We start from the raw sequence: 16046 nt of genomic DNA, 5'->3' as shown, positions 1-16046 counted from the left end.
CGCATTTTTGGAGAGCGCTGCGCACTGGAGCGCCAGCCCGGTCCAGCGGGAGCAAGCGCCCTCGCCACATTGATCGCGTCAGAGCCCTTCGATGAGCGTTCGGTAATCCACCAACGCCGCGAATTCACCCGTGTCCTTCGGCCCTTTGCGGCTGTCCGGTTCGCTGACGGCCAGCAGGTGCGCCACGCCGAAATCCCGGGCGCTTCGCAGCACCGGCAAGGTGTCGTCGATGAACAGGCTGCGGGCCGGGTCGAAGTTGAGGTCGGCTTGCAAGGCGTCCCAGAATTGCCGGTTTTCCTTGGGGAAGCCGTAGTCATGTGAGCTGATCAGGCGCTCGAAGTAGGGCGCCAACTCGATGCGTTCCAGCTTCAGGGACAGCGAATCGCGGTGGGCATTGGTGATCATCACCACCCGCTTGCCCGCCTGCTTGATGGCCGCCAGGAAGGTATCGGCGTCCGGACGCAAGGCTATCAGGTGAGCGGTTTCCAGTTTCAATTCGCGCACCGGCAATTTCAGCTCGGTGCTCCAGAAATCCAGGCAATACCACTGCAACTGGCCAGCGTTGCGCTCGAACAGCGGTTGCAGCTCCATCTCGGCCATCGCCCGGCTCACGCCGTGCAGTTCGGCGTAGCGCTGGGGCAGGTGTTCCATCCAGAAATGGTTGTCGTAATGCAGGTCCAGCAAGGTGCCGTCCATGTCCAGCAGCACCGTGTCGATCTCGTGCCAGGGCAGCAAGGCCATAAAACTTCTCCAGCGGTAATCGGATATCCGACACAAACAATCAGAATAGGCCGGGTATAGTAGCCCGCTATCGCCCAGGGAGCCGTATATGCGCCAGAAACCCACCATACTCGATCGCCGCATCGTCGCCACCAGCCGTCTGTTCTGCGTGGAAGAGCTGAAGCTGCGTTTTTCCAACGGCGTGGAGCGCGCCTACGAACGCCTGGCGAGCAAGGGTGCGGGTTACGGCGCGGTGATGATCGTGGCGATGCTCGACGCCGACCACGCGGTGCTGGTGGAAGAGTATTGCGGTGGCACCGATGCCTATGAGCTGTCCCTGCCCAAGGGCTTGATCGAGCCGGGTGAGGACGTGCTGGCGGCGGCCGAGCGCGAGCTCAAGGAAGAGGCTGGCTTCGGCGCGCGTCAGTTGGAACACCTGACCGAACTGTCGCTGTCGCCGGGCTACATGAGCCAGAAGATCCAGGTGGTGTTGGCGACCGACCTGTACGAAGAACGGCTGGAGGGCGATGAGCCCGAGCCGATGCGCGTGGACAAGGTCAACCTGCATGAACTCTCGGCCCTGGCGCAAAACCCGCAATTCACCGAGGGGCGTGCCCTGGCGGCGCTGTACCTGGCCCGTGACCTGCTGACCCAACGCGGAGCCTTTTTTTCATGAATTTCCCTCATCCCCTGATGGCCCCCGTGGTGGCGCTGGCGCTCAAGGCCGGCGAGGCGATCCTGCCGTTCTGGCGCGCTGACGTGCAAGTCACCCAGAAGGCCGACGAGTCGCCGGTGACCGCCGCCGACATGGCTGCCCACGATGTGATCGTCGCCGGGCTGGCGGCGTTGGCCCCGGACATTGCGATCCTGTCCGAGGAGGACGCCAATATCGCCCAGGACGTGCGCGCCGGTTGGCAGCGCTGGTGGCTGGTGGACCCGCTGGATGGCACCAAGGAATTCATTTCCGGCAGCGAGGAGTTCACCGTCAACATCGCCCTGATTGAACAAGGGCGTGTGGTGTTTGGCGTGGTGTCGATGCCCACCACTGGCCGCTACTACGCAGGTGGCGCGGGCCTCGGGGCCTGGCGCGGCGACAAGGGCGATGACCCCGTGCCTGTCGCGGTGCGCAACTCGCTGGCGCCGGGCGAGGCCTTTACCGTGGTCGCCAGTCGTCGCCATAGCAGTCCGGAGCAGGAGCGCCTGTTGCAAGGCCTGAGTGCCAGCCTGGGTGAGTTGCAATTGACCAGCATCGGCAGTTCGTTGAAGTTCTGCCTGGTGGCCGAAGGCGCGGCGGATTGCTATCCACGCCTGGCGCCGACCTCTCAATGGGACACCGCCGCCGCCCAGGGTGTACTAGAAGGGGCCGGTGGCGAGGTGCTGGACTTGAGTGGCGAGCCGTTTTGCTACCCACCGCGAGAGTCGCTGCTCAATGCGTCGTTCCTGGCGTTGCCGGCGAAGGCGGCCTGGCGGGCGACACTGCTGGAGTTGGCGCGTTCCTAGCCGCTTCCATTCTTTGTGGCGAGGGGATTTATCCCCGTTGGACTGCGCAGCAGTCCCAAAAAGCAGGGCCGCTTCGCGCCCCAACGGGGATAAATCCCCTCACCACAGAGTTGCAGGGTGCCAAAGTCAGCGATGCAACACGTACTGCCCCTCGAACTGCACCGCCGGGTCCTTGCTCGCGGTGTTCAGCACCCGCGTCTGCAAGGCGATGCGCGCCCGGCCATAGCGGCGGTAGGTGGCGAGGAAGCGTTTCCAGGTTTTTTCCTGCGGCGCGTCGCAAATCACGCTCGCATCGCCGGTGACCGGCAGCGGATAGCTGATTTGCCCTTCCTGGATCACGATATGCCCGTCCTCGATGCCTTCCTCGCGCAGGGCCAGGTGCAGCCAGCCCCAGCCGCCGAGCACCGCGCCGCAATACAGGCTGCCGCCGAACATGGTGCTCTTGTGATTGACGTTGGCGTCCAGCGGCAGGAACAACCGCAGTTGCCGGGCCTGCCAATCGACGACCTCCAGGCCCATGTCCCGTGTCAGCGGGATGTCGTGGTGCAGGATCGATTCCAGGTAACGCGTGTCGCGGTTCATCGAGGGGCCTCTGGCGGGACAGGAAGGTGGCGGTAACGCCGATGTCTCAATCGGCTTCGTCGGCGGCGCCGTGGCTAGTGTCACCGAAGCTCAACCCGTGCTTGCGCAGCTTGTCGTGCAAGGTCTTGCGCGGGATGCCCAGGGCTTCGGCGAGGCTGCGGACCGAGCTGTGGGGACGCGCCAGCTCGGCGGCGATCAGGGTTTTCTCGAAGTTTTCCACCTGTTCGCTCAAGCCGCCACTGACCATCGCGACCGGTTCACCGGGGCTGCCGTCCGGCGCGCTGTTGTCCAGGGCCAGTTCCAGGCCCAGGGCAAAGCGTTCGGCGGCGTTCTGCAGTTCGCGCACGTTGCCTGGCCAACTGTGACGCAGCAGCAGCGCCCGCTGCGCCGGCTGCAATTCGTGGGGCGGCAGGCCGTGACGGGCGCTGGCCTCGTTGGCAAAGTGCTGGAACAGCACCAGGGCATCTTCGCCCCGCTCGCGCAGCGGTGGAATGCGCAGCGGCGCGACGTTCAAGCGGTAGTACAGGTCGGCGCGAAAACGTCCCTGGTCAGCGGCCTGACGCAGGTCTTCCTTGGTGGCAGCGATGACACGGATATCCAGCGGGATCTGCTGATTGCCCCCCAACCGTTCCACCATGCGTTCTTGCAGCAGGCGCAGCAGCTTGACCTGGACGTCCAGGCTCATGCTTTCGATTTCGTCGAGAAACAGCGTGCCACCGTTGGCGAATTCGAACTTGCCGATGCGGCGCTTCTGCGCGCCGGTGAACGCGCCGGGCTCGTGGCCGAACAATTCGCTCTCCACCACCGATTCGGCCAGGGCTCCAGCGTTGATCGCCACGAAGGGGCCGTTGCGGCGTGCCGAGAGGTCGTGCAGAGCGCGGGCGACCACTTCCTTGCCGGCGCCGGTTTCACCCAGGATCAGCACGTCGGCGCGGGTGGCCGCCAATGCGCCGATCTGTTCGCGCAGGCGCAATATGGGCGTCGACTGGCCCACCAGCCGGGCGCTGAGCTCGTGCCGATCGCTCAGGGCCAGGCGCAGGCTACGGTTTTCCAGTACCAGCCGACGCAAGGACAGGGCACGGCGCACGCTGTCGAGCAGGTGGTCGCTGGCGAAGGGTTTCTCGAGGAAGTCGTAGGCCCCGGCACGCATCGCCTGCACCGCCAGCGGCACGTCGCCGTGGCCGGTGATCAGCAGCACCGGCAGCTCCGGATCCTGGGCGTGCAGCTCGCTCAGCAGTTCGAGGCCGTCCATGCCCGGCATGCGGATATCGCTGACCACCACGCCAGGCCAATCACGGGGCAATTGCCCGGCCACGCCCTTGGCTTCGGCCAGGGGCAAAATCTTCAGTCCGGCCAGGTCGAGGGTCTGGCTCAAGGCCTGGCGCAGGTGGGGATCGTCGTCGATCAGCACCACCTCAATCCGGTTATCGATGGTCATACACTACGGTCCTCGGACGGTTGCAGGCTCACTCCGGGCGCGCCGGCGCGCAGCTTCAGGGTGATCAAGGCGCCGCCCTCCTTGTGGTTGGCGAACGACAGTTCGCCCCCGAAGGCGCGCATCAAGGTGTCGCAGATTGCCAGCCCCAGGCCAAGGCCCTGGGTCCGGGTCTTGGTGGTATAGAAGGGTTCGCCGGCGCGGCCCAGGGCTTCCATGCAGAAGCCTGGGCCGTTATCGCGGATGTACAGGTTGACGCCGGTTTCGGTGGCCTGTGCACTGAGCCAAAGTTTGCGCGGCGGGCCTTTCTCGGTGAGGGCGTCGAGGGCATTGGCCAGCAGGTTGCCCAGGACTTGGCGCAAGCGGGTTTCCCCGGCCTCGACCCAGAGCGTCGCGGCCGGCAGGTCGCGAATCAACTCCACCTCCATGCTGCGGCGGCGCTTGGCGAGCAGCGCCAGCGCGTCGTCCAGTGCCGGCTGCAAGGCAACGCTTTCCGGGGCGTGGCGGTCGCGGCGGGCGAAGGCGCGCAGGTGCGCGATGATCGAGGCCATGCGCCCGGTCAGCTCGCTGATCAGCTTGAGGTTGCCCCGGGCGTCGTCGGTGCGCTGGTGGTCGAGCAGGATCTCGGCGTTTTCGGCGTAGCTGCGGATCGCCGCCAGCGGCTGGTTGAGTTCGTGGCTGATGCTCGCCGACATGGTGCCCAGGGCCGACAGTTTGCCGGCCTGCACCAGGTCATCCTGGGCCCGCACCAGCTCCTGCTGGGCCTGCTCGCGCTCCAGCACTTCCTGCTTGAGCCGCCGGTTCAGGCCTTCCAGGTCGCTGGTGCGCTCGGCGACCCGACCTTCCAGTTGGTGACGCGCCTTGGCTTCGAAGGCGATCCGGTCCAGATAATGGCGCCGACGCTGCATCATCAGCCCAAGCAGCAGCATCAACACCAGCAGCGCCGCACCGCCGATTGTGAGCACGGTGCGCACCGGTCGGTCGATCAACGTGCGAGGGGCGAGGATGCTCACGCTCCAGCCCGTCTCCTCGATGGACTGGGTCTGGGTCAGCCAGGCGTTGTCATCCAGGTTCAGTGGCTTGGGATCGCGGGTCGGATAGGGCTGCACGGCGCTGATGGCCTTGCGTTCGTCCTCGCTCAAGGGACGCGTCGCGCGAAAGCGCCAGTCTTGCCGCGACGTGAGAATGACCACGCCGTTGTGATCGGTAACCAAGAGTTGTTCCGGGGTTTTGCCCCACAGGCTTTCGGTGTGGTCCAGGTCGACCTTGACCACTAGCACGCCAATGACTTTTTCGCGATCGCGCACCGCGGCAGCGAAGAAGTAACCGCGCTTGGCCGAGGTGGTGCCCAGGCCGAAGAAGCGCCCCAGGCGTCCGGCCATGGCCTCGATGTAGTACGGGCGGAACGCGAAGTTGCGGCCGACGAAGCTGTCGTGCTTATCCCAGTTCGAAGCCGCCAGGGTCTTGCCGTTGGCGTCCATCAGGTACATGACTTCGGCGCCGGTCTGGGTGCTGATGTTTTTCAGCAGCCGGTTGGCATTGCCTTGGGTGACCCCGTCGTCCGGGGCCGACAGCGCGGCGCGCAACGCCGGCAGGTCGGCGAGGATCTGCGGCAGTACCTCGTAGCGGTGCAGGGTGCCCAGCAGGTTGGCGACGTAGAGGTCCAGGGTCTGGCGGTTCTGCCCGGCCAGTTCGCTGCGGTAATAACGCTCGGCCAGATGCTCCAGCGGCCACAACAACGGCGCCAGGCACAGCGCAAGCAAGGCCAGGCTGCGCCAACGGGGTCTGCGGGGAAGGGTGGAGTTCATGAGCATCAGGCGCCTGTGGGGACAAGCGCATTATGCCTACGGTTGTCCAGCAAGACACTGTTGCAACGCGCTACGTCGCGCTCCCCCGGACATTCGCCTGGAGCGGGCGCCAGTCGTGAGGGGCTCTCGGGGCCTGGGAGCGCCGTCGCTTCAAATGCGATAGGGGTTGCTTATCCCCCGACTCAGTGGCGTGATAGGCATCCGATAAAACCACCTAAGGGGTTGTTGTATGCCGCTCGCTACGTTGGTTCACCGTGCCAGTTTGCCAAGCCCACAGATCAGCGCCGCACAAGTGTCGGTGCTGTTGCGCGCAAATTATGGACTCAGCGGTGACCTGCGACCCCTTGGCAGCCAGCAAGACCTCAATTACCGCGTCGACACCGGGCACGGGCGGTTCGTGCTGAAGATCTGCCACGGTGACTACGCGGTGCGGGAGCTTGAGGCCCAACACGCGGCGCTCAGGCATCTGGCTGACCACGGCGCGGTGAAAGTGCCGCGGGTGATTGCCGCCAACAATGGCCAGGACCTCCTGACGCTCGACGTCGAGGGGCAAGGGGTACATGTCCGGTTGCTGGAATACATCGACGGCCAGCCACTGACGCAGTTCAGGCACCTGGAGCCTGGCCTGGTGAAAGGGCTGGGGCGTTTGTGTGCACAGATCGACCAGGCCCTGGCCACGTTCGAGCATGCCGGCCTGGAGCGCACCCTGCAATGGGACGCCCGCCACGCCCACACGCTGATCGAGCATCTGTTGCCGGTGATCCAGGATGACGCGCAGCGCAGCCTGATTGCCGACATCGCGCAACAGGCCGAGCGTCGCTTGCAACCGCTCAAGGCCAGCCTGCCGGTGCAGGCGATCCACATGGACATTACCGATGACAACGTGGTCTGGCAGCGGGATGCCCAGCGCCAGTGGCAATTGCAGGGCGTCATCGACTTTGGCGACCTGGTCCGCACCTGGCGCATCACGGACCTGTCGGTGACCTGTGCGGCCCTGCTGCACCACGCCGATGGCGATCCGTTTTTCATCCTGCCGGCGATCCAGGCTTATCACGCGGTCAACCCGTTGCAGCGCGAAGAACTGTTGGCGCTGTGGCCGTTGATCGTCTCGCGAGCAGCCGTCCTGGTGCTCAGCGGTGAACAGCAGGTCGCCATCGATCCGGGTAACCAATACAGCCGCGACAACCTGGCCCATGAGTGGGAAATTTTCCGCGTCGCCCACTCGGTGCCCCTCGACCTGATGGAGGCGGCGATTCTCAGCGCCGTTGGCCACAACCTGGCGCCCATCGCCAGCGAAGGCTTTGCGCCGTTGCTGCCGACGCTGGTCGGGCGTGAATTCGCGCTGATCGACCTAGGCGTGCTGAGCCCGCATTTCGAGGCGGGCAACTGGGAGCAACCGGGCATCGACCAGCGCCTGTTGAGTGAGGCTGCCGCTGTTCATGGGCTGGCTGCCAGCCGCTACGGCCAGTATCGGTTGTCCCGCACGCGGCCCGACAGCGCCGTCGAGCCGGATACGTATCCGTTGCACGTGGAGCTGAATGTCCCGCAGGGCTCGTCGCTCGAATCACCGTTCGCCGGGGTCGTGCACCTCGGCGCCGACGGCCTCCTGCAATTGGACGGTGCATCGTTGAGCCTGCGGCTGTGGGGCGTGACCTCGCCGCTGCATGCCGGCGCGGCGCTGGTCAAGGGCCAGGTGCTGGGCGAGGTGAGCGGACCGTTGCGGGTGCAGTTGTGCCGGGGCGCCGGGTTGAATCCACCGCTGTTCTGCACGCCCTCCAGGGCGGCGGCCTGGCAGGCGCTGTGTCCTTCGCCGGCGGCGCTGCTGGGGCTGGCTTGCGATGCCGAGCCGGAGATCGATCCCGAAGCACTGCTGGCTCGCCGGGACGCCAGCTTCGCCCGTTCGCAAAAGCATTATTACGTCGACCCACCGCGCATCGAGCGCGGCTGGCGCAACCACTTGATCGACATGCAGGGGCGTTCCTACCTCGACATGCTCAACAACGTCGCGGTGCTGGGGCATGGTCACCCACGCATGGCGGCGGTGGCCGCGCGGCAGTGGTCGCTGCTCAACACCAACTCGCGCTTTCACTATGCGGCGATTGCCGAGTTTTCCGAGCGCCTGCTGGCGTTGGCGCCCTCGAACATGGACCGGGTGTTCCTGGTCAACAGCGGTACCGAGGCCAATGACCTGGCGATCCGCCTGGCTTGGGCCTACAGCGGCGGGCGCGACATGCTCAGCGTGCTGGAGGCCTATCACGGCTGGTCGGTGGCGGCCGATGCGGTGTCGACGTCCATCGCCGACAACCCCCAGGCCTTGAGCAGCCGCCCGGACTGGGTGCACCCGGTCACCGCGCCGAACACCTATCGCGGTGAGTTCCGGGGCCCTGACAGTGCGCCGGACTACGTACGCAGCGTCGAGCACAACCTGGCGAAAATCGCCGAAAGCCGGCGCCAATTGGCCGGTTTCATCTGTGAGCCGGTCTACGGGAACGCCGGCGGCATTGCCCTTCCGCCCGGCTACCTGAAGCGCGTCTACGAGTTGGTGCGCGAGCGCGGCGGGGTGTGCATCGCTGACGAGGTGCAGGTCGGCTACGGGCGCATGGGCGAGTTTTTCTGGGGCTTCGAAGAGCAGGGCGTGGTGCCCGACATCATCACCATGGCCAAGGGCATGGGGAACGGCCAGCCGCTGGGCGCGGTTATCACCCGCCGGGAAATCGCCGAGGCGTTGGAGGCCGAGGGTTATTTCTTCTCATCCGCCGGCGGCAGCCCGGTCAGTTGCCGCATCGGCATGGCCGTCCTGGACGTGATGGAAGAGGAAGACCTCTGGGAAAACGCACGGGTGGTCGGCGGGCATTTCAAGGCGCGCCTCGAAGCCTTGATCGAGCGCTATCCGTTGGTCGGCGCGGTGCATGGCTCGGGGTTCTACCTGGGCGTGGAACTGATCCGCAACCGCGCCACCCTGGAACCGGCCACCGAAGAAACCACGGCGCTGTGCAACCGCCTGCGCGAGTTGGGAATCTTCATGCAACCGACCGGCGACTACTTGAATATCCTCAAGATCAAGCCGCCCATGGTGACCACCCGTCAGAGCGTGGATTTCTTCGTCGACATGCTGGAGAAGGTGCTGGATGAAGGGCTCTAGGCGAGTACGCCGGTAACCCTTGTGGGCGCGAGCCCGCTCGCGAAGGCAGCGCTTTTGCGAGCTGGCTCGCTCCCATGGGGTTTTCAGTTATTTATCGATTTTTGTCGACATTGAGTTGCGTTTATTTTGATATTTTAGATGGCTTACGCTTTTAAAGCCGATTTTTATCGTCTATAAAGTCCCCCATTGCCCTCGATGACTCAGCGGAGTCCTGATTCATGACAACTTTGCACAGCACGCCTCGCGCGGATGGTTTCCACATGCCGGCCGAGTGGGCGACCCAGACCCAGGTCTGGATGATCTGGCCCGAGCGCCCGGACAACTGGCGCCTGGGCGGCAAGCCCGCACAGGCGGCTCACATCGCGGTGGCCAAGGCGATCGCCCGTTTCGAGCCGGTGACCGTGGCGGTGTCCGCGGCCCAGTACGAAAATGCCCGGGCGCGCCTCGACGTGCCGAATATCCGCCTGGTGGAAATGTCCAGCGACGATGCCTGGATTCGCGATACCGGCCCGACGTTCGTCATCAACGACAGCGGTGAAGTGCGCGGCGTCGACTGGGACTTCAACGCCTGGGGCGGCTTCGACGGTGGCCTGTACGCGCCGTGGAACCGTGACGCGCAAGTGGCCAGCAAGGTCCTGGAGATCGAACGCAGCCCGCGCTATCGCACCGAAGGGTTTGTCCTGGAAGGCGGTTCGATCCACGTCGATGGCGAAGGCACGTTGATCACCACCGAGGAATGCCTGCTCAACCGCAATCGCAACCCGCACTTGAGCCGCGAGGAAATCGAGGCGGTGCTCAGTGCGCAACTGGCTGTGGACAAGATCATCTGGCTGCCCGACGGCTTGTTCAACGACGAGACCGACGGCCATGTGGATAACTTCTGCTGCTACGTGCGCCCCGGCGAAGTGTTGCTCGCCTGGACCGACGACCCGCAGGACCCGAACTACAGCCGCTGCCACGCCGCCATGAATGTGCTGCAAGACAGCACGGACGCCAAGGGGCGCCCGTTCATCGTGCACAAGATGCCGATCCCTGGCCCGCTGTATGCCACCGAAGAAGAGTGCGCTGGCGTGGACGCGGCGCAAGGCTCCCAGGAACGCAACCCGACGGTGCGGCTGGCCGGTTCCTACGTGAACTTCCTGATCGTCAACGGCGGCATCATTGCGCCGAGTTTTGACGATCCGCAGGATGCCCCGGCCCGGGAGCTCCTGCAGAAGCTGTTTCCGCAGCACGAAGTTGTCATGGTGCCAGGGCGCGAACTGTTACTGGGGGGCGGGAATATTCATTGCCTTACCCAACAACAGCCCGCTGCGCGGACAAAATGAGTGGCGATGTAACAGCGCGGTGACATCCACCGCGCCGGCTCTAGACCGGCGCTTTTGGATCCATCCCGGCAAGCCCGCGGCCCGATTGGGCGCGCGGGCTTTTTTGTGCCTGTTTATTGGCACTGCGGATACATTGGCATACCTCTTGTATCAGTGCTCTGGCAGTTCTGGGGAGAGAACTGAGTTGTTTTGTCATAAACCTTGGATAAATTGGCCGCTCATCAACCAGGAGAGGGCGCTGGAATGAATATGATAAGCGAGCGCACATGCCATCCCTTGGCCGTCAATGGTGAGTCGCTTCAAGCGTTGGCGCAGTGGTTGAAGTCCAACGGAACGCGTCAGGTCAGGGAACCTGATCCACGCCGAATGATCGTGGAGCGCTACCCGGCCGGGCTTTTCAGCGAGGCCGAGCTGCAAGCGCTGTGGGATGTCATGCAAGGATAGAATTCGAAGGATTGATAAAAAGCGCTGGCCGGGATGGCAGCGCTTTTTTTGTGCCCGCCGTTTTTTACCCAGTCGGCGGCTTCGGCACTGGTCTGCGGTCTGGACGGCTGTTCGCCTTGAGTGGTTCTTAGACATTTTTTGCCTAATGACAGACGATTCACGAAATTGACACGTTATCGAGGGCGCGACTAGGATTCGCCCCACGCCTGTGGCTAACAGCCATGACTCTTAAATAATAAAAAGGCCCGACACGTTGACGCGTGGGCGGGCCTTTTCATTATTTCAGGAGCAAGAGTCCGAAAAAGAGCGCAAAAAGCGCCGTTTCGGCTGCCGGTCGCAGTGCGTATCAACCCATACAAGGAAAATAATCATGTTGAACACGCGCATCGGTTTGATCGCACTGGGGATTTTGAGCAGCACGCAGGCCATGGCCAACGACCAGGCCGAGTCCAAGGGGTTCGTCGAAGACAGCAGCCTGAAAGTGCTGCTGCGCAATGCCTACATCAACCGCGACTATAAGAACGGCAACCAGGACAAGGCCGAATGGGGCCAAGGGGTCATCGGTACGTTCTCGTCCGGTTTCACCCAGGGCACCGTGGGAGTCGGCGTCGATGCATTCGGCCTGTACGCCTTGCGCCTGGACGGCGGCAAGGGGCGCAGCGGCGCACAGGGCATCGACTTCTTCAAGCAGGGCGACAGCGGCAACGCCGCCGATGACCTGTCCAAGTTCGGTGCCGCGGTCAAATTCCGCGTCTCCAACACCGTGCTGGCCTACGGCGACCAGATGCCGGCCCTGCCGGTGCTGAGCTACGACAACGGGCGCCTGCTGCCGGAAAGCTACACCGGTACATTGATCACCTCCAAGGAGATCAAAGGCCTGGAACTCAATGCCGGCCGTTTCACTGCCGAGTCGCGCAAGAGCGCCGAAGGCCGCGACAGTGGCGGCTTGAAGTCGATCAACGTCTTGGGCGGCAGCTATCAGTTCACCGAGCAGTTCAAGGCATCGCTCTACGCCTCGGACGTCGAGGACGTGTTGAAGAAGCAGTACGTGAACGCCAACTACGTGTTCCCGCTGGCCAAGGATCAGTCCCTGACCCTGGACTTCAACGGTTACCGCACCAAGCTGGACAACAGCTACGTGCGTGAAAACAACGTCACGGGCGATGACAACAAGATCTGGAGCCTGGCCGCCACTTTCGCCACTGGCCCGCACAGCTTCACCCTCGCTCACCAGCGCAGCACCGGCGACAGCAACCTCGGCTACGCCTATGGCGGCTACCAGCGCGGCCAGAACCGCGTGGGCGACGGCGGCAATACCATCTACCTGGCGAACTCCTACTGGTCCGACTTCAACGCCGAAGACGAACGCAGCTGGCAGTTGGGCTACGGCCTGGACTTCACCACCTTCGGTGTACCCGGCCTGAGCTACAACGTCGCCTACGTGCGTGGCGACAACATCACCACGTCCACCAGCGAAGGCGGCACCGAGCGCGAGATCTTCAACCAGTTCAAGTACGTGGTCCAAAGCGGCCCGGCCAAGGACCTGAGCGTGCGCTTGCGCAGCTCGGTGCTGCGCGTGTCGCAGAAGTCCAGCGAGTACAACGTCAGCGGCAACGAGCTGCGGGTGTTCGTGGATTACCCGATCAACGTCTTCTGATGGCGTGACAAGGGCCTGATACCTGGGCCCGTAGCGTGGCGAGGGAGCGTGTTCCCGCCGGTTTGCATCACCACCCCGTCTGGGGCGTCGTGCAGGCAGGCGAGAGCACGCTCCCTCGTCATTTTTATGGGTAAGCCCATTGTCGGGTTCGGGTGTTTTTGGGTGGGATCGGGTTAAAAAAACCCTTTAAAAGCGCTTTTTACCCGAGAAAAAGTCCTACTAATTTCATTTCTGCCTTCGTTTCAAGCACGGCTTGAAATGCCTCAAATTCTTTCTCATGGACGTAAATCCTGCACCTACTAGATTAGGCCGCTCAATGCAGTGGAGACCTATGAAAAATGATCGTTCTGAACAGGGAAGTGGGCGAAGCGCTAAGACGTGACAAATACGTCAATGTTCGCGGTGGCGACTTCAACCTCTACGGTCATTTCGGCGATTTTGTCCGGCTGACCAAAAGCTGGGAAAACATGGAGCCCGACAGCTACTACGGCCAGGCCGAGTCAGGCATGCGTTTTCGCCGCTACAGTGACTTTGAATACAACCCCACCACCCGCGAGCTCAAGCAGCTCGAGCACCGGGCTTATATCCAGTCCAAGGCCAACAACAGTTACGTCGGCGGCTTGGAGCGGCATTTCCAGGACTTCTCCAATGAAGTCATCAACTCGCCGGTGATGCGCAGCCTGATCGACACGGACTTCGAGGTGTACAAGAACGTCCTGCCCCCTGAGCTGCACGATGAAATCTGGCAATGCCAGATCCATCAGATCCGTATCGAGATCAAGCCGGGCAAGCAACTGGAAATCACCCCCGAAGGCATCCACTGCGATGGCTATCCGTTCAGCGGCGTGCACTTCTGGGGCCGGAACAATGTAGCGGGTGCCGAAAGCCGTCTGTACACCGCCCAGCAAGAACAACTGGCGGCGACGACCTACGAGGACATCCTCGACACGACGTTCTTCCTCGATCGCGACATGCGCCATTACGTGACCCCGGCCCGTAACGTCCACAGCCATGAAATGGCCTACCGGCAGATCCTGGCGATTTCCTTCTCGCGGCCCGGGACCGCTTTCGACATTGTTCGCTGAATGGCTGGAACCCATGGAGGATCCGGCGCAGCAGGTCCTGTTGCGCCGGGCCATGGTCAGGGATGCCGAACGAATGGAGCGGTTTTTTCGCGGGTTCGATGAAGTGTCGTTCTGCGAATGGCAGGATGCCCGGTTCCTGCGGGGAGTATTGCTGCAGGAAACCACCACCGCGTACCTGGCCGTCGATACGGCCGGCGAGGTCGTGGGCGCGGTGATCGGCGGCATGCTGGGTACCCGTGGCACGATCAATCACCTGGCGGTCAGCCCGTTGCATCGCACCAAGGGCCTGGGCCAGCGCCTGGTGGAAGCGGCTTCGGCCGACATGAAGCGGGTCGGCGTGCTGCGCATGTTCCTTTTTGTCGACGATGCTAATCTGGCCGGCAAGCGTTTCTGGGCGGCCCAGGGTTTTTGCGAACCCCGGGGCGAGATCACCTTCGAGAGGGATTTATGAACAAGACTTCCAGCCAGCCGCTGGCGGTCGAACCACAAGCCTCGCGTACCTTTGCTGAAGCCAGTCCGGTGGTAGCGGGTTATTTTACGGTTTCGTTTGTGTTCGGTCTGATGGCGGTCAACGCCGGCTTACCCTTGTGGCTGCCGGTGGCGATGTGCCTGTTCGTCTACGCTGGCGCGTCGCAATTTGCCGCGTTGGCCCTGATTTCCAGCGGTGCGTCACTCACCACCATCGTGCTCACCACCTTCCTGATCAACGCCCGGCACATGCTGATGTCGGTGTACATGGCCAAGGCGTTGCGTGCGCTGGGGCTGAGCCGTTTCGAGCGCTGGTGCTACGCGGCGGGGCTGACGGACGAATCGTTCGCCTTCCACAGCGTCAAGCTGGGCAGCGGGGCGCCGGTCAGCTTGCGCTACCTGATTGGCTTCAACCTGTTTTGCCACACCTCCTGGGTATTGGGCGGCCTGTTGGGGGCCGTGTGCGCGCAGTACGCGGCGCATCTGATCAAGTACCAGCTCGACTATGCCCTGACCGCGATGATGCTCTACGTCCTGGTCTCGCTGTGCAATACCCGTAACAAGCTGATCGCTGCCCTGGCCGCCGTGGCCTGCATGGGCGCGCTGAGCCTGCTGGGCAGTTCGCCGTTCAATGTCTTCATTGCCACGTTCGTTGGCTGCGGGGTGGGCGTATGCCTGACCAAACGTTCCTGATCCTGGTCGTGGCGCTGATGATGGCCGTGACCTTCCTGCCGCGCGCACTGCCGTTGCAGGTCAATACCGAGCACTGGCCACCGTTCATCGCCCGTGCCCTTGAGTACCTGCCGGTGGCGATCGTCGCTGCCATCAGCCTCACCCCGCTGTTGATCAAGGATCAGCAGATACAACTCGACCGCCCGGAGTTCTACGCCGCGATTCCGACGCTGTTATGTGCGTACTTCAGCCGCAACCTGTTTCTCAGTGTGGCGGTGGGCACGGCGGCGTACATCGCGCTCGGTTCGTTCCTGTAGCGTCAGGTCGACCACGTCATGCAGCGCCTGGCCAGACAACTCGGGATTGTTCACCGCCAGGCGCACCTCGAGGAAATCCTCGAAGTCCGGGAAAATCGCCAGGCCATTGCGCAGCGCCGCTTCCCGGGACACCAGCCCCAGCCCATCCAACTGGGTGATCAACGACAGGGTCAGTGTTTCACTGCAGGAGTAGACCATGCGCTGGCTCGTCCCGTATTCGCCCAGTCCCGCGTCGAGAAAGCGCAGGAAACTGTGGGAATAGGGGCATTCTTCGGCCGGACGCACCTGAAACTTGTCGCCGAGCAAGCCAAGGGAGTCGTCTTCGTCGCCACAATGGGCGCCGACCACCCGCACCTGCACGTCCGGCATGGCGATGGTCGAGAAGCTGCTCTGTTGCGCGCCGATCAGGATCGCCAGGTCAAAATCCTCGTTCTTGAGCTTGCTCAGGTTCTCCATCGACTCCGCGTAGCTGAATTCCAGTTGGTACTGGGGGAACACGGCGATCAACCGGTCGATCATCCGCCGGTTGAATTCCGCCGGCAGTGTGGTATTCAGCGCCACTTTCAGCGTGCGTTGCCGGGGTTTTTTCAGTGCCGCGACCTTTTCCTCCAGCTGGCGCGTGGCCACCAGTACCTGATCCATGAAGGGGGTCAGTTCCGAGCCTTGGCTGGTCAACGTCAGGCCCTTGTTCGAGCGCCGGAACAAGCGGAAGCCAAATTGCTCCTCGACCTTGTTCAACTGCGCCGCCAGGGCCTGCACCGTGAGGCACGAATGTTCGGCCGCTGCCGACAACGAGCCGGTCTGCACGATGCGCATGAGGTTGCGTAGGGTTCTGCTATCCATGAGGTAATGCCCTCTGCTTAAGTGGGCTCGCTATTGTTGTGCACTCGG

Annotated in this window: 15 protein-coding genes; 10 read left to right on the top strand and 5 right to left on the bottom strand. The window is 63.2% G+C overall.

The genetic code is table 11. The features are described from left to right. Positions 1–78 precede the first annotated feature (78 nt). Positions 79–741: a haloacid dehalogenase gene (locus VM99_06640; protein ID AKJ97751.1), complete on the bottom strand. Its 663-nt coding sequence runs from the start codon at positions 739–741 to the stop codon at positions 79–81. An 88-nt stretch (positions 742–829) separates the two neighbouring features. On the opposite strand from VM99_06640, the gene VM99_06635 reads away from it, so the two are divergent. Further along, positions 830–1396, top strand: a complete 567-nt coding sequence (locus tag VM99_06635; GenBank protein ID AKJ97750.1) for an ADP-ribose diphosphatase — start codon at positions 830–832, stop codon at positions 1394–1396. Continuing rightward, on the top strand, positions 1393–2220 hold the full coding sequence (locus VM99_06630) for an adenosine-3'(2'),5'-bisphosphate nucleotidase (GenBank protein AKJ97749.1): 828 nt from the start codon (positions 1393–1395) through the stop codon (positions 2218–2220). Before VM99_06635 ends, VM99_06630 begins: the two co-directional genes overlap by 4 nt. A gap of 126 nt (positions 2221–2346) precedes the next feature. Here the strand turns inward: VM99_06630 and VM99_06625 are convergent, their stop codons facing one another. From VM99_06625 to VM99_06615, 3 genes are read right to left on the bottom strand one after another with little or no spacing between them, the layout of a single operon-like run. Beyond that, complete coding sequence (locus tag VM99_06625) at positions 2347–2802, bottom strand: thioesterase (GenBank protein AKJ97748.1); 456 nt, start codon at positions 2800–2802, stop codon at positions 2347–2349. Between the two features lie 46 nt (positions 2803–2848). Continuing rightward, positions 2849–4240: a Fis family transcriptional regulator gene (locus tag VM99_06620; protein ID AKJ97747.1), complete on the bottom strand. Its 1392-nt coding sequence runs from the start codon at positions 4238–4240 to the stop codon at positions 2849–2851. Next, positions 4237–6045, bottom strand: coding sequence for an ATPase (locus VM99_06615; GenBank protein ID AKK01706.1), 1809 nt, complete (start codon positions 6043–6045; stop codon positions 4237–4239). The genes VM99_06620 and VM99_06615 overlap by 4 nt, the downstream gene beginning before the upstream one ends. Before the next feature lie 229 nt (positions 6046–6274). On the opposite strand from VM99_06615, the gene VM99_06610 reads away from it, so the two are divergent. The 8 genes from VM99_06610 to VM99_06575 all read left to right on the top strand — a co-directional run bounded on the left by VM99_06610 (position 6275) and on the right by VM99_06575 (position 15155). Further along, entirely contained in the window at positions 6275–9187 is a 2913-nt protein-coding gene (locus VM99_06610) for a hypothetical protein (protein ID AKJ97746.1), read from the top strand. 218 nt (positions 9188–9405) lie between these two features. Beyond that, complete coding sequence (locus VM99_06605; protein ID AKJ97745.1) at positions 9406–10512, top strand: agmatine deiminase; 1107 nt, start codon at positions 9406–9408, stop codon at positions 10510–10512. A gap of 243 nt (positions 10513–10755) precedes the next feature. Next, complete coding sequence (locus VM99_06600) at positions 10756–10956, top strand: hypothetical protein (protein ID AKJ97744.1); 201 nt, start codon at positions 10756–10758, stop codon at positions 10954–10956. 370 nt (positions 10957–11326) lie between these two features. After that, positions 11327–12613: a membrane protein gene (locus VM99_06595; GenBank protein AKJ97743.1), complete on the top strand. Its 1287-nt coding sequence runs from the start codon at positions 11327–11329 to the stop codon at positions 12611–12613. A 338-nt stretch (positions 12614–12951) separates the two neighbouring features. Next, the gene (locus VM99_06590; GenBank protein ID AKJ97742.1) at positions 12952–13698 is read left to right on the top strand and encodes a protein BsmA; all 747 of its coding nucleotides are present in this window, start codon (positions 12952–12954) and stop codon (positions 13696–13698) included. A gap of 73 nt (positions 13699–13771) precedes the next feature. Beyond that, on the top strand, positions 13772–14149 hold the full coding sequence (locus VM99_06585; protein ID AKK01705.1) for a GCN5 family acetyltransferase: 378 nt from the start codon (positions 13772–13774) through the stop codon (positions 14147–14149). Beyond that, complete coding sequence (locus VM99_06580; GenBank protein ID AKJ97741.1) at positions 14146–14859, top strand: branched-chain amino acid permease (azaleucine resistance); 714 nt, start codon at positions 14146–14148, stop codon at positions 14857–14859. Before VM99_06585 ends, VM99_06580 begins: the two co-directional genes overlap by 4 nt. Then, positions 14838–15155 carry a membrane protein gene (locus VM99_06575; GenBank protein ID AKJ97740.1) on the top strand — a complete coding sequence of 106 codons (318 nt, stop codon included), beginning with the start codon at positions 14838–14840 and terminating at the stop codon, positions 15153–15155. Before VM99_06580 ends, VM99_06575 begins: the two co-directional genes overlap by 22 nt. Here VM99_06575 and VM99_06570 read toward each other — a convergent pair. Further along, positions 15072–15998 (bottom strand): LysR family transcriptional regulator, encoded by a 927-nt coding sequence (locus VM99_06570; protein AKJ97739.1) that lies wholly within the window; start codon positions 15996–15998, stop codon positions 15072–15074. The genes VM99_06575 and VM99_06570 overlap by 84 nt on opposite strands. Positions 15999–16046 lie beyond the last annotated feature (48 nt).

The sequence above is a fragment of the Pseudomonas chlororaphis genome (assembly GCA_001023535.1).
GTDB lineage: Bacteria > Pseudomonadota > Gammaproteobacteria > Pseudomonadales > Pseudomonadaceae > Aquipseudomonas > Aquipseudomonas chlororaphis_E.
Note: the sequence above shows the minus strand (reverse complement) of the source record. Positions and strands in the feature narration are given on the sequence as shown.

What these genes read in the sequence shown, in the direction of transcription:
- VM99_06615 (AKK01706.1), bottom strand. Translation starts at nt 6,045, where the DNA reads ATGAACTCCACCCTTCCCCGCAGACCCCGTTGGCGCAGCCTGGCCTTG.
- VM99_06595 (AKJ97743.1), top strand. Translation starts at nt 11,327, where the DNA reads ATGTTGAACACGCGCATCGGTTTGATCGCACTGGGGATTTTGAGCAGC.
- VM99_06610 (AKJ97746.1), top strand. Translation starts at nt 6,275, where the DNA reads ATGCCGCTCGCTACGTTGGTTCACCGTGCCAGTTTGCCAAGCCCACAG.
- VM99_06605 (AKJ97745.1), top strand. Translation starts at nt 9,406, where the DNA reads ATGACAACTTTGCACAGCACGCCTCGCGCGGATGGTTTCCACATGCCG.
- VM99_06590 (AKJ97742.1), top strand. Translation starts at nt 12,952, where the DNA reads ATGATCGTTCTGAACAGGGAAGTGGGCGAAGCGCTAAGACGTGACAAA.
- VM99_06630 (AKJ97749.1), top strand. Translation starts at nt 1,393, where the DNA reads ATGAATTTCCCTCATCCCCTGATGGCCCCCGTGGTGGCGCTGGCGCTC.
- VM99_06600 (AKJ97744.1), top strand. Translation starts at nt 10,756, where the DNA reads ATGAATATGATAAGCGAGCGCACATGCCATCCCTTGGCCGTCAATGGT.
- VM99_06620 (AKJ97747.1), bottom strand. Translation starts at nt 4,240, where the DNA reads ATGACCATCGATAACCGGATTGAGGTGGTGCTGATCGACGACGATCCC.
- VM99_06575 (AKJ97740.1), top strand. Translation starts at nt 14,838, where the DNA reads ATGCCTGACCAAACGTTCCTGATCCTGGTCGTGGCGCTGATGATGGCC.
- VM99_06625 (AKJ97748.1), bottom strand. Translation starts at nt 2,802, where the DNA reads ATGAACCGCGACACGCGTTACCTGGAATCGATCCTGCACCACGACATC.
- VM99_06580 (AKJ97741.1), top strand. Translation starts at nt 14,146, where the DNA reads ATGAACAAGACTTCCAGCCAGCCGCTGGCGGTCGAACCACAAGCCTCG.
- VM99_06585 (AKK01705.1), top strand. Translation starts at nt 13,772, where the DNA reads ATGGAGCGGTTTTTTCGCGGGTTCGATGAAGTGTCGTTCTGCGAATGG.
- VM99_06635 (AKJ97750.1), top strand. Translation starts at nt 830, where the DNA reads ATGCGCCAGAAACCCACCATACTCGATCGCCGCATCGTCGCCACCAGC.
- VM99_06640 (AKJ97751.1), bottom strand. Translation starts at nt 741, where the DNA reads ATGGCCTTGCTGCCCTGGCACGAGATCGACACGGTGCTGCTGGACATG.
- VM99_06570 (AKJ97739.1), bottom strand. Translation starts at nt 15,998, where the DNA reads ATGGATAGCAGAACCCTACGCAACCTCATGCGCATCGTGCAGACCGGC.